Raw genomic sequence first — 24,956 nt, forward strand, 5'->3', positions numbered from 1 at the left:
CGATGGTCAGCCCGCCCGCCAGCGCAACCGCGTTGGCCAGGGTCACTGCCGTGGTTGCATCCAACGTGGTGCCGGCCATCGTAGTCAATCCACCAAAACCCAGCGCTGTGTTGCTGCCGACCACCAGTGAGCCAGCATTCAGCGAGGTTCCTCCCAAATAGGAATTCGCGCCATTAAGCACAAGGGTGCCCGTATCAAGCTTACGAAGTGAGCCGTTGCCCTGAAGAGAGCCATTGACCATAGCAGTGAAGCTGGACCCGACACTGACATCAAAGAAGCCGCTACTCAAGCCATTCATGAGTTGAAGAGGGGCCCCATTCAGCACATAGCCATTGGCGGCGAACTTCAGCCCTACGACGTCTGTAGGATTGGTGACGAGAACAGCACCCGCAGCGCCTTGAAAGACTGCAACAGCAGGGCCGTACCATGAAGTGATACCAAAACCATCGGTCCAGATAGGATTGGAGTTATCCCACACACCGGTACCGCCCGATCCCGGAGGAACGCCAATCTGAGCAGGGTCCCAATAGAACTCTTGCTCATTTGCAGCCAAAGCCGATCCGCTACCTAGCGCACCGGCTAGAACAACTCCCGCTACACCGCCAAGCGCCACAGAAGAGCGGCTACTTTTCACACAGCCTTTTGCGATTTCGCTGACGGCTTGCCACACGCCTGTCACAGCGTTAAATACCACACGATGGACCTGATTCACGGGCCTTACCTCTCGTCTAATTGATAGTGAAGTGCGTCAATTCCGAGAGAGGTAGGCTGCGGCAGACCTGCGAAGCCGCACTTGCAACTCCTACTACATCAACCAATTCGTTTCTAAATTGACAATTAATTACATTGCAAGCTTAAAGGAAAAAGTGTGTACAAGACATCACTGAAATCAGTGATTTTTCGAAAAAAACAGCACTTTTGTAGGCGCCATTTTTGATAAGGAACCTCTGCACAAAGCAGTTCCGAGCGTGATAGTCACCATAAAAGCGTCTACTGCTATTTTTGGCGACTCTCCTCTCCCCCCCAATATGCCCGCGCTTCGCGGGCATATTGCCTTTTTAGGCTGTTATCACTGGCTTGGATTGGATGTTCACAAGCAACCGGCCACGGGCCATCCATAAGTTGGCCAAGGCAAACAAGGTATGCAACTGCTGAGTGTTCTTGCTCAAGCCTCGGTAGCGAACTTTGACATGACCAAACTGCCGTTTGATGACCCGGAATGGGTGCTCGACCTTGGCCCGTATCTTGGATTTGACCTGCTCAAGTTGCTCCTGCGAGGCTGAGATCGGCTCCATCAGATCCAGGGCCTTGCGCTTGCTGCGCTTCATCGCAATATGCCAACGCAGTTTGCGCTCAGGTGTGGCCGCAGGCATGTCGGGACGCTTATCAGCACCTTGGTAGCCAGCGTCGCCATATCCATTGGTTTCTTGTCCGTGTAGCAAGCTGTTGGCTTCAACTACATCGTTGATGTTGGCTGCAGTGCCTCGTACGGTGTGCACCACCCCTGAGTCTGCATCCACGCCAATGTGGGCCTTCATACCAAAGTGCCACTGGTTACCTTTCTTGGTCTGGTGCATCTCTGGATCACGAGACCTGGTGCTGTTCTTGGTGGAACTGGGCGCTGCAATTAGTGTGGCATCCACGATGGTGCCGGTACGAAGCAGTAGCTTTTTGCCCTCCAGCAGGTCTGTGACGGTTTGCAGAATCTGCTCCGCCAGCTTGTGCGTTTGCAGCAAATGGCGAAAGCGCAGGATGGTGCTCTCATCGAGAGTAGCGCTGTCCCATGACAAGCCTGCAAAGTCCCGGAACAGTGGCATGTCATGCAGCGCTTCCTCCATGGCAGGATCGCTGAGGGTAATAAACCACTGCTGCATGAAGTGGATGCGCAGCAACATCTCAACGGGAAACGGTGGTCGGCCTTTGCGCCCTTCTGGAGCGTATGGTGCAATCAGTTCCACCATATCCCTCCAGGGCACAACCTGCTGCATCTGTTCAAGGAATTCGCGTTTGCGTGTCTTCTTGGTGGAGAGGTTCAAGCCGAGATCAGTTTGCTGCATGAGCCAAAATGCTGCCGCACCCGGCACGCATGGCTCCGCTTTACGGTGGGCCGTGTGGGGACACCCGCGAGGGTGTGCCGGTCCTACTGCCGGTCGACCAACCCTGCACGGTCCACCACCTGCTCTTGGTCGGGAAGGTGATGGGTTCATGCCTTGTTCAGTAGGAGCCTCATCATGGCTGACAGCTGCATTGGTTCGTCCGCAACCCACCTCTCCGCTCGTCCCGAGCTTTCCGTCGATCACGGAACAGTCACCACCACCAGCCTTCCAATCGCAGAGCACTTTGGTAAACGCCACGCTGATGTGATTCGCGCCAAAAAAAGACTCGACGCCCCTGCCGAATTCACTGAACGCAATTTTGCGTTGAGCGATTTCACGGACTCAACAGGACGCACGCTTCCGGCTTACCGAATCACTCGCGACGACTTCACGCTGCTGGCCATGGGCTTTACCGGCAAAGAGGCACAACGCTGGAAGGTTGCCTATATCGACGACTTTAAGCGCATGGAGGCTGCACTGCACCAGGCTGCGGACACACAGCGCATGGAGCTGGCCTTCTCTCTGGCCGCAGAGGCCGCGGCGCAGGTGCACCGCACGGTGTTCAACGCGGTGATGGGAGGTGACGCAGACGAGTGGCAGCACAGCCGCTATCTGCTGAACCTGAACTACGACAGCCAGGGCCGCCCCACCCTGCCTTATGCGCAGTCGATTGCGACAGACCAGATGGTGGTGTCTTTCAGCAGCTTGCCGCAGCGCATTGCCGACGGCGAGATCATGAGCGCAACCGATGCCCAGCTGGCCACGCTGGCGACGGCCTGCACCCAGCGGCTGACCCAGCGCGCCCAGCACCGCGAAAAGCAGGTGACGCTGCCGGTGTACCCCGGCCAACGCCCCCACGTCTACACCGGCCCTGTCAGCCAAGCAGCCCCCTGCGCCCGATGAAGGCCTGCTGCGCATGACGTTCAGATAGTCTGCTTTTGATAGCTTCCAGCGCTTGATGGGTAAGCGCTGGAGGCTGTTTCCTTGGCAATTCCTCGCCGAAATCTCTGCAAAAATTACTTGCCTGCAGGTTTTGCAGGGTGATACCGCTCAACCACCAGCGGATCCGGCGGGTTTTCGTTCTTGAAGGCGGTCTGCACAGCCTCGACAATTTCATCCCACAGGCCAGGCTTTTCGAGAATGGGCATCTCCTTCTTGAGAACGCCACTTAAAACGCCTTTGTTTTGCTCGATCGAGCGCAGCAGGCGATCCGCCTGCTGGTCGGGCATTTCAATAATTTCCTTGAGAGCGCTGCGGGCCACGGCATGGCTTCTGAGGTATTTGGACTCCTCACGCATTTGCTCGGTCACGGTGCGCTCGATGATTTTGGACATGTATTGAACATGCCCGGTGAGGTCCATGTAACGCCACAGCGGCCTGGCCGTATCGCAGCCCTGAAATTCGAAGTTGGAGACCACGCCATCCGGGTAGGTCGTCCGGGTCTGCGCGAACGAGTACAACTCGCGGATATTGCGCATCAGGGGTGCAGAAACCAGGTCCAGAACGCGCGCATACGCCCGACGTTCCGCCGTGTCGTCTGTGATGACGGCAGACACGGGCAGTATGACCGGCGCGGGTATCACACCATCCCGGCGCAGCACATCGTTGATCAGAAACCGGTGCACCCGGCCGTTGCCATCAGCCATGGGGTGGATGTAGACGTAGCCAAAGGCTGCGACGGCGCTGCGCATCACAGGGGACTGGCCCTGCGTGCGCTCGATGAATGCGCGCAGACCTTCCATCATGGCGGGCACATCGTCCTGAACCGGTGCGACGTAATGCACGATTTCGTTGTGGTTCACGCTCTCACCGACGAAGACCGGGGACTTGCGAAAGCCGAACTGGGCCAGCGTTGTCACATCGCCCAAGATTTCACGTTGCAACTCGGCTGATGCCTCATCCGTAAGAGGGGCTTGCCCTTCGCCAGTGCGCCGCCCCATCACATCGGCAAAGCGCTGGATGCGGCTGACCCGATCGCCCTCCCTTTCAATGATGAAGCTGCTCTTGCTTTCACGCAGCGTCATCCAGGCTGCGGCCCGCAGCAAAAGCTCTTCTCCAAATTCCTCGGTAAGGCCCGTGAACAGTTGCTTTACATCAAGCCCCTCGGCGGCGGCATAGGCCGGTGTCTTGATCAGGATCGGGCAGAAATGGCGGGTACCTGCCATGTTGTCGTTCACCCGCCAGCGGGAGTTTTTCAAGACGGCATGGGCAGATGCCGTGACTTGCTTGGAATCATCCAGTGCATCGACATAGTTCCCGCCCAACCGCTCAGGAGGGGTGAGCGGATCTTCGGTCAACCACTCATACAGAAACGCTGCACGACGAGAATACTGCCCTGTGGGCTCGGAGTTGATCCATTCCTGTACAAAGGCTGGACCGGATTTGGCAAAAAGACGGGATAGAAGCTCCAGGTGCGGCACTTCATGGCGCAGGTGAAACTGCAAATGCGCTGCAGGCGCATCAGCCGGTCGCATGGCTTCAAGATATATCTCGTGACGAATGTCGGTACCTGTTGTTGTCCGTCGCGTTCCGATGCGGCTGTGGACCGGCAAGTCGCCAATCAACTGGAGGCCGAATTGCTCTATAAGCCAGTTTGCACCCACCGCGTTGTCAGCTAATTCGGTCATATTTTCCCCAAGACAAGGTCCGAAGCATCGATTACGAATTCAACTCAATCCACTAAAGTCGTTTTTCGATGCATAAAAACGATTAGATTTATTTGAGTTTGCACAAAATCGATTTTACTTCAGTGAACTTGGCTTGAAGATGCTTGCAGGGTGGACAGCGCGGACGCCGCTTGTCGATCACGCGCCCCCAGCGGTTCAGGTCCTGCGCCTCGTCGCCGCGCAGGTACAGCGCATCGCCTGGATGCGCAGCGCGAAAGTGGTAGGCCACGGGCGCGCCCTCGCCGTCCAGCTCCACGCCACGGCGAATGCGGGCCATGCACTCCAGGTACGGCGGGGTCTCCAGCCGGTCGGCCTCGATCACGCTGAGGCGCGTGGCCCAGGGGCTGTCGGGCCGGGGCAGCCATTTGGGGATGACTACTGCATCGCCGTTCACCATCTCGCCGCCCAGGGGCAGCACTGTCAGCCCCAGCAAATCCAGCGAGCGGGCCGCGTAGCAATCCGTGGTGTCGGCCCAGCTGCGAAAGTGCGCCTCTACCTTGTTGCCCCACTCGCGGGCCTGCTCGGGCGTCCAGCCCAGCAGGCGGTAGTCGGGCACGGCAGACAGGCGCAGCACCGCGCCTACCACGTTGTCGCGATGGGTCTGCAGGCCGCCGGCCATCAGCCCGTCATTGCGGGCCAGGTCGCGGGTGCGGCTGGTCAGTGTGCCCAGTTCGGGCAGCAGGTCGGCATCGGCGCTGCCCGCCATGGGCTGCCAGTCACTCAGCGCCAGATCGGTGTGCGATGCGCCCTGGTAGGCAGACATGGCCGCCCCGCCCTTGAGCGGCGCTGCGCCCAGCGACGCCGCAAACGATGTGCGGCTGCGGCTTTGGCGACTTGATTGGTTCTGGCGTGTATTGCGGCCCATGCTTACACCAGGTAGATGGGCTTGCGCACGGCCTGGCCGTTGCGCTGGGCCAGTTCGGCGTTGATGTCGTCAATGGCGGGGCACAGCTGCGTCGTGTCGGCATTGAACTGTACGGAGCGCGCGCCCACGCCGTCGGTGCTGTGGCTGGCCTGCGTGGGGCCAGTCAGGCGCGCATCGATGGCGGCCAGATAACTGTCGCGCCGGGCGGTGAGCTGTTCGGTGGTGAGGTGGCTGTAGAGACCCATGCGCCGATGGTCGGCGGATGGCTGCGACAAAGCCATGTGACGGCTGTCACAAAAACATGTCGCAGGCTACGAACGCTTATCCAGCAATAACATCAACAATCAAATTAATAGCAAAGATAAGATAATAGACACAGAAAACAATATTTTGAGGGAGAGGAAATGGACGACTACTACAAGTTAGCCGCCGCTTATTTCAAGGAGTTCGAGCCAAGAAGCTCGTTTCCCGGACTCAAGAGCTACCACTGGTATTTATCGATCTTCCTATTCGCACTGTTTTTCTACTTTGGCTACGAATTTTTCTTCGCTGAAATGCCATCAGAAGACAAGCCGTTCTGGCAGTTCTTGGGAACAGAGGTTGCCTTCCTTCTATCTTGCGGGCTAATTGCATTCGAACGTTTCAAACTCACTGTGCGAACGACCAGCGAAGACAGTGATCTAAGGCCGATTGAGCGCCTTACCATGTCCAAAAGATCAAGGCTAGAGGCCCTACTTGATAGGCCGGCGTGGAAGTTCATGGCAACGGCCAAAGAAATCATTGAACTTCGGGCCTTGGAAAAGGCCTGCCGCTCGACCTCTGACAAAGACTTAGACGAGCTATTTCCCAAAATCTACGACCCTGATTCCAAAGCACGGCTACTGACACTCATGACAGCGCTGATTGGCTTGGTTATCGCTTTTCTTGGCAAGAATGAAGCCTTGAACTTTATGGAGACAATGGGTGATGAAGGTACATGGACTTTTTTGAAGGCATTGGCACAGCTAGCCGTCGTGACATTTGTTGCGTGCGTTGTTGCATACCAAGTTTTGCGCCAAATCTATGAGCTAGTCCTGTACCTCTTTTCGTCCATATTCCCTGTACTGCATAACCGACAAATTACCCTGGATTACTTGCTACGCGATCTCATCTTGCTCCATCGCATGGAACCACCAGCTCCGCCTCCAGTGGCACAAGCCCCCGCAGAAACACTCCAACCCTCGCCAAGACGCGAGCCAGGCCTTGGCACACTCATTGCAGCAGTCTGCCTTGCATTGATCCGCCAGCCATCTGCGCCTAGCGACAATGCCTCAGCCAAGCACAAGACGACCTCAGACAACTCTTGAGACACAGCTCACACAACCAGAGCGACCATAAAGAAGCCCTGCCAGCCAAAGCCAGCAGGGGCTTTTTCGTTGGATCAAAGAATTCAAGCCAAATCAGCCTCTAGCGCTTATCCATCAAGCGCTAGTAGCTATCAAAACCGACTACTTGAAGGTCATCATCAGCGTGCCAGGTGGCAAGCTGCCTGTGGGCTGCGTTGCAGGAAGGCTGGGCTTGGCGGCCTGCTTTTCGCGGTGCTGGGCGCGTTGGGTCAGGCGCTGGGTGCAGGCCGTGGCCAGAGTGGCGAGCTGGGCGTCGGTGGCGGACAGGATCTCGCCGCTGGCAATACGCTCAGGCAGTGCGTTGAAGGAGACGATCATCTGGTCGTCGCCAATGGGTTGGGCATGGGGCACGCTGGGCTGGCCTTCGCGGTCGTAGCCCAGGTTGAGCAGATAGCGGGCGTGGCGCCAGTCGGTGTTGTCAGCTGCCATGACGGCGTCAAACACGGCCTGCGTGACCTGCGCTGCCGCCTGGGTGGCCAGACGCTGGGCGAGCTGGATACGCTGCGGGTCTTGCGCGGGCTTTTGCAACTCAGCCTCCATGCGGTTGAAGGCTGCAAGGTAGGCAACTTTCCATGCTGCGGCTTCCTTGCCGATGAACCCCATCACCAAGAAAACAAAGCCATCGCGTGTGATGCGATAAGCGGGGTCTTTGCGGGTACGACCCATGCCAAGGTCGGTGCTGATTTGTATCGGCACAAAGTTACGCTGATAGAAATCTTCCTCCACCACACCACTCAAATTTCGGATAGCTCGCAGTACAGCCTTGTGCTGCTTTCCGAAGTGCGCGGCGATTTGGTTGCTGGTGGTGGTGACGATGCCGTCGTGAATCGAAAGCTCGGGGCGAGCAGATGCGGCAGTTACGGACGAACCAATGGTGATGTCAGCCATGACGGGCTCCTGTGCGACAAGTGTTTGAACCCATCGCCTCAGCCGCCAAGCAAAGGTGATGGACCGTGCAGGGTTGGCGGACCGGACACAGGACCGGCACACCCTCGCGGGTGTCCCCACACGGCCCACCGTAAAGCGGAGCCATGCGCGCGCAGGCATGCTCATAAAAGCAAAAAGCCGCAGACCATGAAGTGATGGCGCGGCTGCTGCGCCTGTGTAGTTCCGGGCCGCCAAGCCCAGATCACGCTTACGGGCGTGACACGAACACTGTACCAGAAGATCGCAGAGGATTACATGACCTAACTTCTGGATTTAGGAACTGCGACTCCCCAGTCGAAGACCGCTTTCCCAACCGAGAGCCATTGATCCGCATTGCTTGAAGTCTTCATTCTTTCATATTGTTTATGGCTACTAATCTTCTTGCAAAAATCAAGAAACTTTTCAGCAACTCTTTCTCCAAGAGAGTCAACCATAAAGCAATCGCAGCCATCATCGCAACCGTTACTACACCCATGTGCCGCCGGGTTTTTTGATTCTAAAAAAGTGCGCCAAAAGGAGCTCTTTTCATGATTGCCATGGTTACCGTAAGCCCATGAGAACCTAGTACCCATTTTTAGATCGCAATATAGCCAAGCAGCGACATCATCTTCAATCTTAGACTTTATATTGTTAAATCGAACGTGCAAATCTACCGCACCTCCATCATCAAATATTGCATCTTCGACTAAATTTATCGGAAGTAAATTTTCCAACTCCCTTGCCGGCACATCAAAATGGGTTGCAATCCATCGTCTCTCTTCTGCAAGATCTTTACAGTTCCTGCTTACCAAGTTCGACTCCGCCCCTGGATAATCTTTATCTGTGTCTGTCACCGACAAACAAAAGGTCTCTCTACGATTAACAAAGTTCATAAATGATGGGTAGATTTGATTTCCACCACCACCAGAAGTTGTCAAATTATGAATTAACCCATTAATATTGCGATGCTTTTTATAGTGCTCTGCCGCCAACAGATATATTTCAGCATCCATAAGATTTTCCGTCAAAAGAGTACACCCAGAAACCGGATTATCTTCTATTGCAGAAAAAGGCACTTCCCAAAACCCGGAATCATTAAATACCAACTCTCTTTCGCTAGAAACAATCATAACTTTCAGTCTTATAAATTCTCTCAAGGCGGAATATTCAGACAATCTATTTTTTAGTTTCAGGCAAACAGACTTAGCAGCACCACTTAAATCCTGAGCACACATCCAATCCAGAGTACGCTTTTTGGCATATAGGAAATTTTTCCCATGAAATACCGACAACGCTATAGATTCAAGTGCAGCACACTGCGATGCATTTGCAACCGGATACAGCCCCACTAACGACTCATCTAGTTCAAGCCACATTATTCTCTCCTGGCTCAAAGAAACCAAATGGCCAATTCTGCAGAACACCTTCCTCATCGAAGCTTGATATTCGTACACTAGTGGATTTCTGTTCACTCTCACTCGGTTCAAAGAGAAGAATGGTCACATCCTCTGGAGAAATAACCTTTTCTTCGACAAGCCTCCCCAACCTATTAACCAGGTGCTGACTGTGTGTCTCAATGATTAATGATGTGTTCCCCCTACTACCATTATTTTGTTTAACAGCAGCAGCAAAAACGTCAGCCAATCTAGCCTGATACTCTGGATGAAGATGCAACTCCGGCTGTTCAATCACCACAGCGGATGACGAACCCAAATCCTTGTGACGGCCATTGATTGCCCAAAGCTGGGCTGCAATTGGAAGGACCTGTGATATACCAAATCCCATATCCGTGATGTTGAATGGTTTGTCATCATTTTCCCCCCTCGCCATCACCATAATCTGCTCACCCTCACGCTGAGGGAAGACATCAATTTTTAAACTTTTTGATATCCATTCTCTAAAGCTAAACTGCGAAGAAAGACTTAGGCTATCTAGAAAAACTGGTAGATTTCTACCTTCAGGGTCGATTTCATGAACTGCCAAATCCTGACGGCGATAGTATCGTTCAGCTGTAGCTCTTAAAGGCTTTAAATAACGTACCGATGAGAAGTATTTTTTTAAAGCCCCATCAATTCTTTCCACAATTTCAGGAAAAACATCTGCAAGAATAGCTTCTTGGAATGACTTTGAATAATCTTCCTTTCCCGCCTGCGTAAATCTCGAAAGATCTCTCCAAGAATTCGGACCACCAATTGATGCGACAGATTTTATTATATCCTGTACTGAGCCGAGTTTTACCTGGGATGATATTCTTCTGATTGTGTTAAGACTAACATTACCATGCACCCAGTAACTTATTTGATTAACAATTCTTGATTTCCAAGGATTCCTAGCAACGATTTAATGAGACTCTTGTGATCCGTCTGGATTAGTTTTTTGCTCTAACCTACCAAATATAACATTCGGCAAGACATCACCTTGGAATGAAAACGCTTTATACCCTTGTGGCAGGGACTGCATTTTCCCATTTATATAGATACCAATAACACTCAAAAATCCATTATCATCATTGAATTTTATTTCAAAATTGAAATCCTGAACTTCAACACAAATTGATTTTGGAAATGCTGCCTTACCATCAACACCGGTACACAGAACAAGCTCAACAACCGCCTCATTAAAAAGATAAGTTGATCTATTTCCTTGATTTAAAAAAACATCCGGCCTCTCACTTTTATCATTATTATTGTCACTTTCATCTAATTTTAATGAGAATTTAAATGAGAGATCCGTTTCCCCTCTATGTATAGCTTGAGATAATGAACCGAAATCCACATAGTCACCAAACCACAATATTGGTGATCTTTTTTTTCTCTCTACACTTTGTCTAATTAGCGGAAATATTCTGGCAAATGTACTTTTACCAACGCTATTTTTCCCTATCAGAACAGTAATCGGCGATATTGGTACCGATTCAATATTTTTCAAACTACGCAGGTTCTTTATGCCTAAACTTCTTAATACCGCCATGCCCCCTCCAAACAGTGTTTCACCTTGAAACATATCACATCCAAGTAGAGGACGAATCAGAACCTGCCAGAACAATCCTCTGCACCTGCCTCACGCTCACCCCAAACCTTTGCGCCAACTCACGCGCATTTCGCCCATCAAAGCTGGTGCGTATTTCTCTAGCCAAACGCTCACGCTTTAGCGTGCGCTCAATAGGCACATACACCTGCACCCCACCCAGCCGCTGCACATAGCGGCGCACCAGCTCTTCCGTCAGATCCTCCACCCGCTCCACGCCATGACATAGCGCGGCGGCGGCGAGTTCTTCGCGCAGCACGGCGATGGGGTCCAGCCTGTTGTGGCTGGATACCGAAGGGGTGGATGTTGCGTCTTTGTCGTTCATTGTTTTGATAGCTGGTTGTGCTTGTGGCGCCTGCGTTTGCATTGGTTTTATTAATAGAGACTGATGGGGCTAAAAAGCTCTTCGTCCGCCAGCTGGCGCGACGGGCTGGGCCGTGCTGGCGCGCGTGGCTGCGCTGCTTCATCGCTTTGCGGCTGTGACTGCGCGGCCTGGGCCGGGGCGGTGTTGAAGAGGTCTTGCGGGGGCTGCACGGTCTGCTCCAGCTGCAGCCAGCGGGCCTCCGGCCATTTATGGATGCCAAGGCACATGGCGGCGTGCAGCGCGTAGTTGCGGCAGTTGCCTGCAATAAAGGTCTTGCCTCCACGGCGCAGGATCAAAGTGCCGTTAGGTACCGTGGCGCAGTACACACGGCCTTCGTATTGCACGATCTGCCCGATATAGCCGCGCTTGCCGTTGCCGCCGCCGTCCAGATAGGCGCGCGAGGCAAGTCGCTCATAGACGTGGTACTGGAGCTTTGGAATCGCTGGCGACTCATGTCCTCTGATGATGGGGCGGTGTTTGGGCTGCACCAAACGCATCGAGGCGGCGTTTCCAATTTTGATGAACAGCTCCTGCATGTCATCCGCTAGCAAACGAGACGTTGTGGCATAGGCGCGGCTTAGTCGATGGTGGTTCTCACGCTGCTGGACCCAGCCATCACCAGCAATGGCCGCTGTGAGGAATGCCTCTATGACGCTAGGCTTTGCATCCTTGATCCACTGCGGCACCCGGCGCTCATGCTGCAAGCGCCCCAGCGGCGCAACCAGGTCGTAGGCTTGCATGCAGGTGAGGATGTACCTGTCCGGGGAGATATGGAAGTTCCATGGCAGACGGGACAGCAGTGCTTCGATCTCGCGGCGGCGCTCTGGCTTGACTTGGTGAAGCGTGACACGCCTGCGCACATTGCCCTGTGTTTTACTACGAACTTCCTGCACAGAGCCTTCGGACACCCACCACCCGAAGAAGGCCGCCATGTCGTGGGCATCGACAACCACCTCTGGCAAGAGAATGCGGTTTTGCGAGGACACAGACTGGGGGATGACGTAGGTGTCCGACTGATCCCCTACCCAGTTCGACGCAATCTTGAGTGCATGGTGCACGGTCAAGTCTTTGGCCAACGTGATTTGCGGCGGCAAATCAAAGTCCCATTTCCGCACGCCGGGAGCAATCGTTCTGTTCTGCTTTTTCAAGGTCACCATGCGATGGCCGGGCGTGACCAGCACATCAATGGACTTGCCTTTGAGTTGCACCATGTCGCCGCCATAGGGCTTGTCGATCAGTAGCGATGGCTTTTGGTACTCAATCAGATCGGTAGAGAGGTCTACCGTCGCCAACAGGTCTTCGTACCCTACATCGGTCCAACGCCGCCAGCCGCCGTGCGTGAGAACTTCGGTTTCAGCATCAAAGCAGTCCAGCACCTCATTGCGCGGCCTGCGCTTGACCCAGCGGTACACATCCTTGCCGTTGACCTTGGCCAGCACGCGCTGCTCTGCGGTGAGCTGTTCGTACCATTCGCGCGGCAGCTTCTGGCTGGTATGCACGTAGCCGGGGCCGGGTTTGTCGATGGCGAGCTGGCCCAGCAACAGGTCTTTGGCGCTGTCCACGCCCACCAGCCAGAGCTTGATGCCGTGCGATATCTTGCGGCCGCGGTAGTTGACTTCTTGCAGGCTGCTGGGGCCCACGATGTTGCGGTTGTCGTTGTTGTCGCCCTTGATGGCGCGCAGGCCGGCAAGCTGCCCTTGCGCGCTGCGCACCCAGTTGTAGACGGCCTGGGTCTGGTCGGACGAGTCGATGCTGATGGCAGACAGCCCCAGGCTGCCGCCGTGCCAGGCCTGCACGTAGCGCTGCTGCAGGTATTGGGTGACGGGCTCCCAGTCGGCCTCGCTGGCGGGGTTGCCCTGGATGACCTGGTGGGCAACGGCCCAGCTTTCCAGCCCACGGCCCCAGGCCCAGATGGCGATCTCCCATCGGTCGCGCTGCACATCGACCCCGGCGGTGAGCAGCAGCGCGCCGGCGGGCACGCGGCCCAGGGGGTAGTCTTCGGCCCGGGCCTGCAGGGCGTGTTCGTCGCTGCTGTCGCCTTTGAGCTCCCAGGTCTCGCCCAGGGTTTCGTTGGTGAAGCCGGTCATGGGCGCCACGTCGCCGGCCTGCAGGGCGCGGTGGGCCTTTTCGAATTCATCGACGATGCTGACCCAGGTGCGCTGGGGGCTATAGGCGGCCCAGACATGCACGCCCAGGATGCGCGGGGGGCGGCAGGGCTGGCCTGCAGCATCGCGCCAGATGCGGTCTGCGCCGTAGCGGCGGCCGGTCTTTTTGCAGACCCAGGTGCCGGTGAGCGGCCAGCCGCCGGGCAGGTAGTCGGCCTGGGTGATGCTCTCCAGGCAATGAGGGCAGACATGGTGCACGCTGGCGGGCTGGCCTTTGACCCATTTGAAGCCGTAGGGCAGCTCTTTGCTGCCCCATACGAGCGGGTGCTCCGTGCTGCAGCGCGGGCATTCGATGTGGTACTGGACGTAGGCGTCGGATTCTTCGCAGGCGCGCTCTACATGGCACATGCCTTTGACGCGGGGCGTGCTGCCGCCGACAAACTTGGGGTATGGCGCGCCTTCCAGCCGGCCCTTGGCCAAGCTGCCGGGGTCGCCGGATTTCTCGATGCTCTGGTCGAAGGCGCTCCATTCGTCGAGGATGGAGACGGCCACGGTGATGCGGCGGTAGGCCCGCGCGGCCTTGCCGCCCAGCAGGTGCAGCACGCTGTCGCGAAAGGGTTTGTATTTGATGGTGTCCTCCACCCCCTTACCCTGGCGGCGCGCGGCCTGCACGGCGGCCACGCCGTCGAGCACGGGCTCGATCTCGCTCTTGACGTAGCTGTCGCGGTCGTCGTCGGTGGGCTACCACAGCGCCTGTTTGCGGCGGCGGTGGGCGATGTTGTAGGCGACGAAGGCGGTGATCATCTTGGTGTAGCCCACGCGCTTGCTCTTTTTGACGGCCAGCTCTTCGATGCGGTTGTCGCTCATGAAGTCGAGAATGCCGAGCTGAAAGGGCCAGCCGACCCAGCCGCCCTTCTGGTGGCTGGATTCACCCGCCAGCAGAAAGTGCTCTGCCGTCCATTCGCTAAGGGTTTGCGGCGCATCGGCCCGCAGGCTGGACAGGCCGAGCGCGGCGGCGGCCTGGATGGCGGCCATGGCTTCGGGGCTGAGGGGTGCGCTCATGCGGCGTCGCCCTCCTCAACGCGGCCTGCCCTGATATCAAATGCGGCGGTCTCGTCTGCGTCGAGCTGCGTCATGGCTTCGACCTCTTTGTTGACCAGCTGGGAGGTGGAGCGGATCCACTCGTTGCGCGCGTCGGCCTTGATGCGCAGCACGATCAGCCGGGCCCTGGACGCATTGGAAAGGCAGAAGGAACAGACCCCGAAGGCGCAATTTGGCGACGTGGCCGGCGATGCCATGAGCCAGGCACTGCCCAAGGATTCAAAAATGGTCTTCGTCGACCCAACGCATGGCGAGCCCTGGGCAGACGACAAGCGCTTTCGCAACCCCTTCTGGGTGCCGATGCTCAAGGCGTTGGGCATTCGTTACCGCCCGCCCAACAACATGCGCCACACCTATGCGACGATGCTGCTCATGGCAGGAGCGACGCCGGCCTATGCAGCCAAGCAGATGGGGCATTCGGTGGAGATGTTTTTGAACGTCTATTCCAAGTGGCTGGACGACGGTCAGGGGGATATCGAGCAGGCGAAGCTGGAGTCCTTTATCGGACAAAACTCCCCAGGAACTCCCCCGAAAAAACAAATATCGTGATAAGTCTTTGTTCTAGAAGGGTAAATCTGGAGCGGGCGATGGGAATCGAACCCACGTTATTTGCTTGGGAAGCAAGAGTCCTACCATTGAACGACGCCCGCACACTGATAACCGCATGATTTCATTGCAAAATCTGCCGCAAATCGTTGTCTTTCCTAGGAAAAACAATTTAGTGCATCGGAAAATTCTAGCACAGCGAAACCTAATGAAGCGCGCTTGCACTCTACCAGTGGGCATAGGTTTCAGTATAGATTTTTCGGCCATTGAGGCTCTTGAGCGCCGACGCTGAAATCCTTGCAACGGTGCACTTTGCTTCTTAGTTCCCACAGCTCACCAATCCGCTTCTCAGCCTTGTCGTCGGCATCTCCGACGGCGATACCCTGACCGCCCGATGCGGCGAGCCTGGACAATACGAGCAGGTCAAGGTGAGACTGCAGGGCATCGGCACCCCTGAGCGCAAGCAGCCGTTCGGGGATCGCGCCCGGCAAGCGCTGGCCAAGCTGACCTTCCAGAAAGAGGCTGAGCTGCGCTGCACCAAGACAGATCGTTAACAGTGGCAAGGATGGCGTTCCACTCCACCACCAGCGCCATCGCCCGGAGCAAACCCCGCTTTACAGACTGGTGCGGCAGAACGCGGCCAGCTCAGAGCGCCAACTGCACCCGGTTGCGGCCTTTGGCCTTAGCCTCATAGAGTGCGGCGTCGGCACGGCTGAAGAGTTCGGGCAGCGAGGACTGGAGGCCAGCCGGCTGCACCGCTAGGCCAAAGCTGGCGCTCAGGTTCAGTATGCTGCCATCGGGCCGGTGCAGCGGCTGCTGCATGGCCTGGCGCAGGCGCTCGGCCAGCACCAGTGCCGCCTGGTCATCGCAACCGGGCAGCAGCGCGATGAACTCCTCGCCACCATAGCGGGCCAGCAGATCGCCTCTGCGCAGTTGGGCCTGTGCAAGTTGCGCCGCATGTTGTAGCAACTGGTCGCCGGTCTCGTGACCATGCTGGTCGTTAATGCGCTTGAAATGGTCCAAATCAAACAGCAGCAGCGCCAGCGGCCAACGATGACGTTCGGCCTGGGCCAACTGGGCCGGCGCCTGATCGTCGAAGGCGCGGCGGTTCATCAGCCCGGTCAGATGGTCGCGGTGGCTAAGCAGGCGAAGCTCGCTAATCAGGGTCTCGCGCTCGGCCTCCAGCTCCCGGGTGCGTTGCAGGCTGGCCTGCAATGCAAGCACCGCGGCCTGCAGCTCGCCGATCTCGTCGCTGCGCTGGACCGCAGGTAGCTGCTGGTTCAGCCGACCGCGCATCAGCTCCATCATATGCCTGGTGATGAGTAGCAGCGGCGCCAGCACACGGCGGCGCAGCGTGATGAAGACGCCAACCTCCAGCACCAGGATGCAGCAGCCAATCAGCGCATTGAAGCGTAGCCGCTGCCAGGCTGCCGCCACCTCCCCCCAGGCCTGTTCGCGGCCCACCTCGTGCAGTGTGTCGCGCAGCTCGACGATGCTGCGCATCTCCGGGACATAGCGGGAGATGAACTGTGCCGAGCTCATTCCATAGGGCTGGCCGGCCAGGCTGCGGGCGGTAATCTCGGCGATGAAGGGCAGGCTATGACCGAAATAGTGTTCCTGCTGAGCCTGCAGCGCGGCGTCGATGCGCGGATCGGACAAACTGGTGCGCGCCTTCACATCCAGCAGGGCCTTGAGCTGCTCAATGCGGCCGAGCAGGCGGGGGATGCCGTCGCGCTCTTGCAGCCCGAGCGGCGAGCCACTGGCCAGCGGCGCGGTGAATTGCGAGCCCAAGCGGCCTGCATGCTCGCGCAGCTCGGCGGCGTAGCGCGCGCCAACCAGCGGCAGCGACAGGCTGGGGTGGATGCGCTCGGCGCTAGCCGACAGCAGGGTAACCGCCTCCAGCACCGTGTCGACAACCTCGAACATCTGGTCGATGACCTGCCGGGTGCTGCGTTTGTCGACGGCCGCGCGCTCGGCCTGGGGCAGTGCTGCCACCCGTTCAAGCTCCTGCCGGGCTGCCTGCATCTGCGTGCGCGCCCGCTCCAGCGCCGGCAAGGCGGTCAGCAGCTCGGCCTCTTCTCGTCGACGCAGCCGCGTCAGCGCCACGTCGAAAGCTGCATCGGTCGCCAGCTGGAACTGCGTCAGGCGCTTGCGCAATGCGTCCGAGGGCGGGTCGTTGAGCACCGGGATGACCGGACCGCGCTCGGCCGAGGCGTGTTCGGCGACCTGCATGGCCGCATAGGCCAACTCCATCGCCTCCAGACCGGCTTCAGCGCGGCGCACGTCCAGCCAGTCGGTCCACATCGTTCGCACGAGCATCAATGAGACCAGACCGAGCAGCAGCACGGTGGTGCAAAGGAAAAGACGACTCAGGCGCATGGTGCCCAATATTGTCGGCGCTGCCGCTGCGCTGCTGTTGCGCTTATTCCTCCACCAGCCCGGAGATTCCCTGCCGATGCGAAAGCGGCGCTCAATCTTGATCTCTGACGGGGTGTGGTTGCGGTTGCACATGCGTACGGACTAACAAGTCAGACGCCTCAGATACTGCATGAATATACAGCTCAAGAGGAGTTCCCATGCACATCGAACATCACTACAACTGGTGCTATCAAGACCATCTCGGTAAGTGGCGCACCACGAGGCACCTCTGCTCCGAGGAGATGATCAAAAAGGAACACCCAGAAACCACCCCGGTCAAGGGAACGCTCACAGTCATCGAGGTGGCTGACACACTGGACGAATACTGGGAACGCGCGCATAAAAACACATTGCCAAGCTCAGTGCGCAAGCCGTAGATCGATGATGGTCGATGAAGACTGGCACTCCGCCTTGTTGCGCACACCTGGGCGATGTGGCTTTCCCAATGAGCGCATCCTGCCTGGCAGCGCCAGCGACTACATCACAGAAGAAGTCGAATCCGGATGGCTGCTTGTGGTAACCGCTGAAGGCGGGCTTGTTTTCTTCGGGCCAGGCCCGGCAAGCGTGGCGCACTCCCCCGCACCTTTTTGAGCTCCGAGTGCAGGTCGGCAGAGGCCTGAGCGAGCGCCGCTTTTTGCAAGAAAGCAGGCTCGAATCTTCTACCGTTAAAAAGCCTCCCAATCATCCTCATTGGTCATGGAGGCGATAGGCGCTGCCTTAGGTATGCGGGCGGGCACGGAAGCAGCTGACGAATTCTTCGCCCCTGCAACAGTCTTTCTCGCGGGGATTGGAGAAGTCGGTGCTTTCGGCGCAGGGACTTGGGCTGTCACCGGCTTAGTGGAGGAGCTGAGCGCTTTCCGCTCAGCGGAGTGGCTCACACCATCGCTGAGCTTGAACACTGCCACCACTTGCACCAAATCCTGGGATTGAGCTTTGAGACTACTGGCTGCTGCGGCCATCTGCTCCACCAGCGCGGCATTCTGCTGAGTGACCTGATCCATCTGCATGACAGCTTCGCCCACCTGCGAGACACCGGCGCTCTGCTCACTGCTGGCGGCACTGATTTCGCGCATGATGTCGGTGACTCGACGTATAGAGTTCACCACCTCGGTCATTGTTTCGCCCGCCTGGTCCACCAAGGCAGTGCCTTGTTCGACCCACTCCATGCTTGCGCCGATCAGTGTCTTGATCTCTTTGGCCGCTTCGGCCGATCGCCCAGCCAGAGAACGCACTTCGCTGGCCACCACTGCAAATCCTCGCCCCTGCTCGCCAGCACGTGCGGCTTCCACGGCCGCATTGAGGGCCAAGATATTGGTCTGGAATGCGATGCTGTCGATGATGCTGATGATGTCGGCAATCTTGCGGCTGGACTCATTGATGCCCTTCATGGTTTCGACCACTTGCCCGACCACTTCACCACCCTGCACAGCCACCTTGCTGGCATTCAAGGACAACTGGTTGGCTTGGCTGGCGGATTCGGCATTTTGTTTGACCGTGGAGTCAAGCTCCTCCATGGACGCCGCAGTTTCCTCCAGCGCACTAGCCTGGCTTTCGGTACGGGCAGAGAGATCCTGGTTACCCTCAGCGATCTCCGAGCTCGCCGTGGCAACGCCCTCCGCTCCCTGGCGCACGCTGGATACCACTCGGGTGAGGCTGTCACGCATGGCCACCAGGGTATGCAGCAGGCTGGCAACCTCGTCCTTGCCAGTGATCGTCACCTGCGCACTCAGGTCGCCAGCTTCAATAGCGCGGGAAAGATCTCCGGCCTGTTTGAGAGAGCGCGAAATCCCAGTGATGAGGAAGTATCCGATGCTGACAGCAAACAGCAGTCCAAGAACGATCGACGCCGTGGAAAACATGCGCACTGAAGCGTAATGCTCCAACGCGCCATCGTATTCCGACTTGGCCACATCCAATTGCAGCTGGATCAACGCGTCTATTTGTTCTTTCGCGGGAGCGTATAGCGCCCGCAGAACCTTGTTAGACATGCGCTGGCTCTCCTGCATATTGTCTGCACGGAGAGCCGCCACTGTGGGCTTCAGACCCTCACTAACGTACTTGCCGCGGGCCTCGGCAAATTTTTTGGCAATCACGGCCTCCTCCGGTGTGAGGTAGGTGGCCATGTACTCGTTCCAAGTCTGGGTGATCTTGCCTATGTTTGCCTCAACCGCACTGGTGAGCTCTTTGACCACCTCTGGACTCGCATCCAGCGTTGCAGCGCTGACCAGATAAGCATTGGTCATCATCAGGCTTTGGATTTGTCCCAGCTTCCCTAGTGCCACTGTGCGATCTTCGTACACAGTTTTCAGGCCATCGTTGCTGCCCCCCATACCACGTAGGCCAAGTAGGCCGATGCCCAGAAGTAGCATGGACATGACGCCCACCAGCAAGATTAATCGTGTTGAAATTTTCATTTTTGAACCTGCACAGAAGCACATATTTTCTGCTCACTAGGCAAAGCCAATCCCTTGAACATTGCGTCTTTGCAGGCGTTTTTCGCGCAGAGAGGAAGCCCGCCCAGCCGCGCTGCACCGGCCGATGCGGCTCCTGGCGTGGTTTGCACTGCCGCGATGGCGATGTCCTGTTTTTGCTTGGCACTCAGATGCAGGTGAATGCCCGGCAGAGCCAGCATTGATGCGATAGCTCTTTTCATGCCCCGGAGTGTTCCGAAACCAGGTTCAACGGTCGAACCCTAGAGGGGTACTGCAAACAGTCGCTAACGGCCAGTAGCTGTCCTTGGAGGTATTCCCACAGGCGACCGTCTCAGGCTGTTCCGATGCATTCACGGTCTAGTTCCTGAATGGCAAAAGCGCCAAGATCGGTCGCTCAATGTAGGCGGAAGGGGCAGTCGAAGGGCCACGCCATGTATCGGCGGCAGGTGACTCCTCGCATGCAGCGTGTGGCTAAATTAACGCTTTGCATATCCATGCCCAATGTCGCGATTTAGCGCCCTTGTTGTATCGAGAAAACAAACTGGCCCGTGGCCGACCTCTTTGTGACTTCGGCCCCTTGCATCAACGCTGACGACTTCAGGATCGGCGCGACTATTCGGTATAGTCGTTCAGCATCTTGCCCACGAATACCAAAGTACCCGTCGTTGCCATCCGCGTGAAGCTCTGGCTCATTCAGTTCACCCGCTCCAGAACGCCTCAAAGCCTTGTCTAGGCGGATCCATAAGACCCAGACACGCTTGTAATCCTCAGGGCGATAATCGAAATTTATCGTGATCGCAGGACCAGCTCGCGTCTCTGCGAACATTATTGATGAGGCCGCGAGCAGCAACAGACCAACGGTGAATTTTTTCAACATGAATCGTCTTGTGAATGTATTGTTTGCTTTGACTTCGTGCGCACACCCTCATTCGAGGATGGGCTAGGTTCAGTGAGCCTTCAAGCTATACTCGGCGGAGCAATCTGCGTGATATGACAAGGCAATATGAAAGCAAGAGCGTTATTCATCGCTTCTCTTGGAGCGCTGGTATTGAGCCAACCATCACCATCCTTCGCGCAGAACAGCAATGGGAAAAATCTCTACACGCAGAGATGCGCGATGTGCCACGGTGCAGATATCAAGGGCACCGGGCCATTGGCCAAGCGAAGCACTCCTCCAACGCCCGATCTCACAGCTGCTGCCTTCAAAAAGCGTCTCGATGAGTATCCGGGCGTTATTGTCTCATCGGTGATACTTCGTCCGAATGGAGACCTGATTCCGAGAACTTTGCGGGAGAACGGGATGAGGCTGGCCCCTCACGCCTGGACTGTTCAGGATTTTCGCGATTTAAACAAATACATGAGTGACGTCATTTACAAGAGTCGGTGAAATGTCTGACCGCGATGGCTCGAACAGCGACAGTCGCAGTTCGGCCAGCAGCCGACAATCGCCGTCTGAACAGTTAAGCCTCAGCTTCAACTCTATATCGCAGCAATGGGTTCGCACGGGCTTTAGATGCCAACGTCAATCACCAGATTGACTGGCCGCGCTGGGTCTTCTCGCCACTCTCCCACCGGCAAGAAACAGCCTTTCACCGGTCGGGCATACAGCCGCCTTTGCTTCCATTTCTAACAGTGATTCCGCACAGGAGAGCTTGATTGCATCCCTAGAGCGAGCTCGCCGTGACATCTGCTTTCATCGGCACAAAGGCTATACCATTCATTTCAGTGCGCAATCCAGTCGTCCTAAACCCGAATCTCTCGTATACGGGAACTGCGTTGACGCTCGAATTTACAGTAAAGGCTTCAATTCCATCCGAAGCCCCTTTTTTCACTGCAAGCCAAAGCGTGCGGGCCATGCCGCTGCGTTGATATTCTGGTGCAACGAAGAGGTGAAAAAGATGACGGCCATCTCGCAATGCGACAGCGCCTGCCAGGTGCCCATCAATTTCTGCAATCAAATAGTAGAAGTTTAGAGCGGTGACAATGCTCTCGATGCCCAATGGCGTGATCGAATCCAGGAAGCGCTCAGCACCAATCCCATCGGAATCTAATGTAAAACGATCAGCGAAGGTATTGATTAGCGCACTTATTGCTTCTGCATCTTCCGCTTTGGCGCGACGAATATTCATAATCGATTAATATTTGAGGATTGCACTGATCTCGCTCCTATCTGAGGACACTCACCAGACAAGAGACTACAACAGAATATCACCCAGCTACTGAGGTTTGACGATTGATGCCATATGACTTCTTAGGGTGGCGGATTCAACCGGTCGCTGCGGTCCTGGCCCATCTCGCGCACGCGCTTCCACACATCCGGCATCTTCACCACAATGGGCTGCTCGGGGTTGTCGCGATTCCACGCCGCCAGGCGTTCGCGCACCCGCTGCACGGCGGCCTCGTCCTTGCGCCATAGCGCGTCTGCCCATTGCGCCTTGATGTCAGAGCTGGTCTGGATATAGAACGACTTGCTGCGCTGCATGAAGCGATTGGCCTCCTGCACCTCAGCCACGCTCTTGGGCTGTAAACCGATCGCTTTCGCCAGAGTCGTATCGATCACCTTGTAGCCCTTGGTGTCGCGGTACATGCCCGTGGCCGCCATGTCGGCACCCTTGGCCAGGTTGCTCACTGCGGTGGGCGCCCATTCCAGCATCCCTCTGCCAACAGCAGATGCATCCCAATTCGCCACACCCTTTGCCGCCTGGCGCGCTCCGCCAAAGCCGCGCGCCACAAGATCACCAGCAGGCCCAATGATTTCCGTCATGTTCCGCTCGCGATTGGGCTTGTCCAGGAACAGGCCGATACCGGGAAGCAGGTTGAACATGGTTATCCTTCACGCAAGGTGTGAGCTGCGCATATTTCCGTGCGCGGCTGAATTGATTCATTACCAAGGTTTGTTGAAGATTTTTTATGAAGTTACTGCTTTACCCTTTAGTTGTCCTGACTTTCGCAGCCTGCTGCACACCAGCCCCACAGCTTCCTCAAATATGTCAAGAAACCAAAGAAAATATTGAAACCTTGATTAAAACCCTGGCAGCAGATATAAAAATTCCCGATTACTACATCAAGGCGCATCAGGATAGTTTATCAGACTTCACCCTCAAAACGCCGCGCTTGGATGAAGCACAAAAAGAGGGGTATTGCAGATTTTTCAACCAGAATACACAGAGAATCTCAAACATCCTTAAATTGAATCCACGCGGTATGGATTCTGAGATTCAAAGACTTCACGAAAAAGGCAACTTTTAAATAAAGCCCCATATGGGGCTTCATTTTTAGATACCTGCTAAGGCCATCTGCACGCGGGTGCGGTTGGCGGCTGCTGCAGTGTTCACACAGACCTTGTAGCGAGAGCTGTTGCGCAGCGCGTCAAGCCAGTCCTTACCGGACTTGCCAACGGTTTCAATGGCGGCTTTCAGACGCTCATGCCAGGTTGCGAAGGTTTTGCTGTAGAAGGTCGAGAACACCAGATCAATGCCGATCATTGCCATGGAGCAATCACGGATGCTGCTCAGCATGTCCTCCATGACACTGACAACTTCACATGCTGGTGCAGCGGCCAGTAGCACTGCTTATGCGGGCTGATCATGCCCTCGCCTCGCAGCACCTTGATCTGGTCATCCACCGTGGTGAGTTTCAGCCCCGTCATGGCGACAATGCGCTCGCGCGTGGGCTCGCCGCCGGCATCGTTGATCTGCCTGATTGCTTCAAACACCAACATGAGCATCGGCGTTTCCTCCGTGGTGCCAAGATCCACGCCCCATCACGGACGCGGTGTGTCGATGTTCCAGAGGTGTGCCTTGCTTTTGTGGAATTCATTGATGCTTCAGGATATTCGCTCTTACACTTCTCAGGCCCACATGGGCAGCTTCCTGGACCAGAGCCCGGCCTTCAGGATCTGTTCGCGCGTGAAGCGGCGGCTTCAATGCCGTACTCGCAGTGGGCCTCGCGCCCTCCGTGCTCAAGCAATCGATAGTTGTCATAGGCCACAGGGCAGCCTTCAATGCCAGGGCGGCTGCAGTAGAGCGGGAAGCCCACCCAGCAAGCAGCGCCAGCCCCTGAGCGAAATCAGGGCGCAAACCAGAGCATTGCTTGCGGGGCTTCGGTTTGGGTAAAGTGAATCCATGACACGCATAAACACCACCGAAATTTGGGAGCGACACGGCTACAGAGTCGAACGCGTTGCGCAGGCCATGGGTGTGCCCCAGCGCAATATCTATGGCCCAGACGGCACGCTGCTGATCAAGGACGCTGAGTACACCCAGGAGACTGAAGCACTGCGCGACCTTGGCTTCATCGACTGATCGCGGCTGCAGATTCGACAACATGGCGAGCGTCTATTTTTCAAGGGCACCGTTTAAGGTCATTTAAAAGAGTACCTTGGGACAAGGCAGTCAATCTTGACCAGCCACCTTAGACCGGAGCTCTATTTGTCAGGTAACCCCATTCCCATCTCTACCCCAACCTTTTGGGACACCTTGAAACTGATGTTTTTTGTTACCGATGGGCTACCAGCTCCACAGCAACAAGACAAGCCTCGTGTCCCGAAAGAAAAGAATGAGGAAGAGCAGCAGCAGCAACGTAGGCAATAGCGGCAAAGGTCAGTACTTTCTGATGCACCACTGACAAGCTGCGTTGCCAATGGGTTAGCGAAGAGCACCGAAGCCACCACAAGGTGCTTTTTTGCTTCTGGAGATTCTGAAATGTGAGCGCTTAGCCAGCATGTGGCATGCATGTGCCCTATCCCACAGGGCTATAGCGGGGCCATCCAGAAAGAGCGCGACGCTGAAAAACTGCAACCGGCCGTGGAGTTTGGCAATCCGAGATGCCGCCACCGACAGACCGAAAGCCCGGTGATCCACTCTTTTTCTTGATGGTACCGGGGGTCGGCTCCCCGGTTCTTACAAACCAGGCCTGCAAGGGATTGGCGGAATACTGCAAGAGGGTAATCGCACCTGTCTTAGGTGCCCATCATGAACACCCCGGGAAAGTAGCGGGGGCTATCTGGCGTGACCACTCAAGCAGGTACGGCAACTCTGGACTTC

At 56.3% G+C, this 24,956-nt stretch carries 26 protein-coding genes, 1 tRNA gene and 2 pseudogenes; 8 read left to right on the forward strand and 21 right to left on the reverse strand.

From position 1 onward, the window contains the following. The coding region (locus AC1RTQ_RS10360; protein ID WP_492875486.1) for an ESPR domain-containing protein at window positions 1-712 on the reverse strand (712 nt) is incomplete at its 3' end. Between the two features lie 346 nt (window positions 713-1,058). Then, window positions 1,059-2,057 (reverse strand): IS5 family transposase, encoded by a 999-nt coding sequence (locus tag AC1RTQ_RS10365; protein ID WP_492875488.1) that lies wholly within the window; start codon window positions 2,055-2,057, stop codon window positions 1,059-1,061. 174 nt (window positions 2,058-2,231) lie between these two features. Between AC1RTQ_RS10365 and AC1RTQ_RS10370 the strand changes: the two genes are divergently transcribed. Next, a complete protein-coding gene (locus AC1RTQ_RS10370; protein ID WP_492875490.1) occupies window positions 2,232-2,999 on the forward strand; it encodes a Rha family transcriptional regulator in 768 nt (255 codons plus the stop codon). 113 nt (window positions 3,000-3,112) lie between these two features. Here AC1RTQ_RS10370 and AC1RTQ_RS10375 read toward each other — a convergent pair whose 3' ends face one another. From AC1RTQ_RS10375 to AC1RTQ_RS10385, 3 genes are all read right to left on the reverse strand, one after another. Then, window positions 3,113-4,723: a Fic family protein gene (locus AC1RTQ_RS10375; protein WP_492875492.1), complete on the reverse strand. Its 1,611-nt coding sequence runs from the start codon at window positions 4,721-4,723 to the stop codon at window positions 3,113-3,115. Window positions 4,724-4,811: 88 nt separating this feature from the next. After that, the gene (locus AC1RTQ_RS10380) at window positions 4,812-5,627 is read right to left on the reverse strand and encodes a phage portal protein (protein WP_492875494.1); all 816 of its coding nucleotides are present in this window, start codon (window positions 5,625-5,627) and stop codon (window positions 4,812-4,814) included. 2 nt (window positions 5,628-5,629) lie between these two features. Next, entirely contained in the window at window positions 5,630-5,908 is a 279-nt protein-coding gene (locus tag AC1RTQ_RS10385; RefSeq protein ID WP_492875496.1) for a hypothetical protein, read from the reverse strand. Window positions 5,909-6,031: 123 nt separating this feature from the next. Here AC1RTQ_RS10385 and AC1RTQ_RS10390 point away from each other — a divergent pair, with 123 nt between their 5' ends. Beyond that, window positions 6,032-6,973 (forward strand): hypothetical protein, encoded by a 942-nt coding sequence (locus tag AC1RTQ_RS10390; RefSeq protein ID WP_492875498.1) that lies wholly within the window; start codon window positions 6,032-6,034, stop codon window positions 6,971-6,973. 141 nt (window positions 6,974-7,114) lie between these two features. Here the strand turns inward: AC1RTQ_RS10390 and AC1RTQ_RS10395 are convergent, their stop codons facing one another. The 7 genes and pseudogenes from AC1RTQ_RS10395 to AC1RTQ_RS10425 all read right to left on the reverse strand — a co-directional run. Further along, on the reverse strand, window positions 7,115-7,900 hold the full coding sequence (locus AC1RTQ_RS10395; protein ID WP_492875500.1) for a Rha family transcriptional regulator: 786 nt from the start codon (window positions 7,898-7,900) through the stop codon (window positions 7,115-7,117). 299 nt (window positions 7,901-8,199) lie between these two features. Next, entirely contained in the window at window positions 8,200-9,294 is a 1,095-nt protein-coding gene (locus AC1RTQ_RS10400) for a hypothetical protein (RefSeq protein ID WP_492875502.1), read from the reverse strand. Further along, the gene (locus AC1RTQ_RS10405; RefSeq protein ID WP_492875504.1) at window positions 9,284-10,204 is read right to left on the reverse strand and encodes an AAA family ATPase; all 921 of its coding nucleotides are present in this window, start codon (window positions 10,202-10,204) and stop codon (window positions 9,284-9,286) included. The genes AC1RTQ_RS10400 and AC1RTQ_RS10405 overlap by 11 nt, the downstream gene beginning before the upstream one ends. A gap of 54 nt (window positions 10,205-10,258) precedes the next feature. Beyond that, window positions 10,259-10,921, reverse strand: coding sequence for an AAA family ATPase (locus AC1RTQ_RS10410; protein WP_492875506.1), 663 nt, complete (start codon window positions 10,919-10,921; stop codon window positions 10,259-10,261). 1 nt (window position 10,922) lies between these two features. Beyond that, complete coding sequence (locus AC1RTQ_RS10415; RefSeq protein ID WP_492875508.1) at window positions 10,923-11,270, reverse strand: Mor transcription activator family protein; 348 nt, start codon at window positions 11,268-11,270, stop codon at window positions 10,923-10,925. A gap of 50 nt (window positions 11,271-11,320) precedes the next feature. Then, the gene (locus AC1RTQ_RS10420) at window positions 11,321-13,672 is read right to left on the reverse strand and encodes a terminase gpA endonuclease subunit (protein ID WP_492876115.1); all 2,352 of its coding nucleotides are present in this window, start codon (window positions 13,670-13,672) and stop codon (window positions 11,321-11,323) included. Window positions 13,673-13,675: 3 nt separating this feature from the next. Next, window positions 13,676-14,476, reverse strand: a pseudogene (locus AC1RTQ_RS10425) (phage terminase large subunit family protein); the annotation flags it as partial. Between the two features lie 72 nt (window positions 14,477-14,548). Here AC1RTQ_RS10425 and AC1RTQ_RS10430 point away from each other — a divergent pair. Further along, window positions 14,549-15,064 carry a site-specific integrase gene (locus AC1RTQ_RS10430; protein WP_492875510.1) on the forward strand — a complete coding sequence of 172 codons (516 nt, stop codon included), beginning with the start codon at window positions 14,549-14,551 and terminating at the stop codon, window positions 15,062-15,064. Window positions 15,065-15,091: 27 nt separating this feature from the next. On the opposite strand, the gene AC1RTQ_RS10435 is transcribed toward AC1RTQ_RS10430, so the two are convergent. Then, a tRNA-Gly gene (locus AC1RTQ_RS10435) sits at window positions 15,092-15,165 on the reverse strand. 261 nt (window positions 15,166-15,426) lie between these two features. Here AC1RTQ_RS10435 and AC1RTQ_RS10440 point away from each other — a divergent pair. Next, window positions 15,427-15,612 (forward strand): annotated as a pseudogene (locus AC1RTQ_RS10440) (thermonuclease family protein); the annotation flags it as partial. A gap of 94 nt (window positions 15,613-15,706) precedes the next feature. Here AC1RTQ_RS10440 and AC1RTQ_RS10445 read toward each other — a convergent pair. Next, window positions 15,707-17,440, reverse strand: coding sequence for a GGDEF domain-containing protein (locus tag AC1RTQ_RS10445; protein WP_492875512.1), 1,734 nt, complete (start codon window positions 17,438-17,440; stop codon window positions 15,707-15,709). Between the two features lie 197 nt (window positions 17,441-17,637). On the opposite strand from AC1RTQ_RS10445, the gene AC1RTQ_RS10450 reads away from it, so the two are divergent. Further along, complete coding sequence (locus AC1RTQ_RS10450; RefSeq protein ID WP_492875514.1) at window positions 17,638-17,856, forward strand: hypothetical protein; 219 nt, start codon at window positions 17,638-17,640, stop codon at window positions 17,854-17,856. 288 nt (window positions 17,857-18,144) lie between these two features. On the opposite strand, the gene AC1RTQ_RS10455 is transcribed toward AC1RTQ_RS10450, so the two are convergent. The 3 genes from AC1RTQ_RS10455 to AC1RTQ_RS10465 form a co-directional block, all read right to left on the reverse strand. Beyond that, window positions 18,145-19,893 carry a methyl-accepting chemotaxis protein gene (locus tag AC1RTQ_RS10455; protein WP_492875516.1) on the reverse strand — a complete coding sequence of 583 codons (1,749 nt, stop codon included), beginning with the start codon at window positions 19,891-19,893 and terminating at the stop codon, window positions 18,145-18,147. Continuing rightward, the gene (locus tag AC1RTQ_RS10460) at window positions 19,890-20,132 is read right to left on the reverse strand and encodes a hypothetical protein (protein ID WP_492875517.1); all 243 of its coding nucleotides are present in this window, start codon (window positions 20,130-20,132) and stop codon (window positions 19,890-19,892) included. The genes AC1RTQ_RS10455 and AC1RTQ_RS10460 overlap by 4 nt, the downstream gene beginning before the upstream one ends. A gap of 290 nt (window positions 20,133-20,422) precedes the next feature. Beyond that, window positions 20,423-20,788: a hypothetical protein gene (locus tag AC1RTQ_RS10465; protein WP_492875519.1), complete on the reverse strand. Its 366-nt coding sequence runs from the start codon at window positions 20,786-20,788 to the stop codon at window positions 20,423-20,425. Window positions 20,789-20,914: 126 nt separating this feature from the next. On the opposite strand from AC1RTQ_RS10465, the gene AC1RTQ_RS10470 reads away from it, so the two are divergent. Next, window positions 20,915-21,298 carry a c-type cytochrome gene (locus AC1RTQ_RS10470; RefSeq protein ID WP_492875521.1) on the forward strand — a complete coding sequence of 128 codons (384 nt, stop codon included), beginning with the start codon at window positions 20,915-20,917 and terminating at the stop codon, window positions 21,296-21,298. A gap of 277 nt (window positions 21,299-21,575) precedes the next feature. Here AC1RTQ_RS10470 and AC1RTQ_RS10475 read toward each other — a convergent pair whose 3' ends face one another. Both AC1RTQ_RS10475 and AC1RTQ_RS10480 read right to left on the reverse strand, forming a co-directional pair. Then, window positions 21,576-22,040 carry a GNAT family N-acetyltransferase gene (locus AC1RTQ_RS10475; protein WP_492875523.1) on the reverse strand — a complete coding sequence of 155 codons (465 nt, stop codon included), beginning with the start codon at window positions 22,038-22,040 and terminating at the stop codon, window positions 21,576-21,578. A gap of 122 nt (window positions 22,041-22,162) precedes the next feature. Continuing rightward, a complete protein-coding gene (locus tag AC1RTQ_RS10480) occupies window positions 22,163-22,735 on the reverse strand; it encodes a PLxRFG domain-containing protein (protein WP_492875525.1) in 573 nt (190 codons plus the stop codon). 86 nt (window positions 22,736-22,821) lie between these two features. Here AC1RTQ_RS10480 and AC1RTQ_RS10485 point away from each other — a divergent pair, with 86 nt between their 5' ends. Beyond that, the gene (locus tag AC1RTQ_RS10485) at window positions 22,822-23,160 is read left to right on the forward strand and encodes a hypothetical protein (RefSeq protein WP_492875527.1); all 339 of its coding nucleotides are present in this window, start codon (window positions 22,822-22,824) and stop codon (window positions 23,158-23,160) included. Between the two features lie 26 nt (window positions 23,161-23,186). On the opposite strand, the gene AC1RTQ_RS10490 is transcribed toward AC1RTQ_RS10485, so the two are convergent. Then, window positions 23,187-23,429 (reverse strand): hypothetical protein, encoded by a 243-nt coding sequence (locus AC1RTQ_RS10490; RefSeq protein WP_492875529.1) that lies wholly within the window; start codon window positions 23,427-23,429, stop codon window positions 23,187-23,189. Continuing rightward, window positions 23,423-23,632 carry a hypothetical protein gene (locus tag AC1RTQ_RS10495; protein ID WP_492875531.1) on the reverse strand — a complete coding sequence of 70 codons (210 nt, stop codon included), beginning with the start codon at window positions 23,630-23,632 and terminating at the stop codon, window positions 23,423-23,425. Before AC1RTQ_RS10495 ends, AC1RTQ_RS10490 begins: the two co-directional genes overlap by 7 nt. A 403-nt stretch (window positions 23,633-24,035) precedes the next feature. On the opposite strand from AC1RTQ_RS10495, the gene AC1RTQ_RS10500 reads away from it, so the two are divergent. Further along, window positions 24,036-24,215 (forward strand): hypothetical protein, encoded by a 180-nt coding sequence (locus AC1RTQ_RS10500; protein ID WP_492875533.1) that lies wholly within the window; start codon window positions 24,036-24,038, stop codon window positions 24,213-24,215. The last annotated feature ends 741 nt before the right edge of the window (window positions 24,216-24,956 follow it).

It is taken from the genome of Comamonas sp. GW821-FHT11H03 (assembly GCF_058807955.1).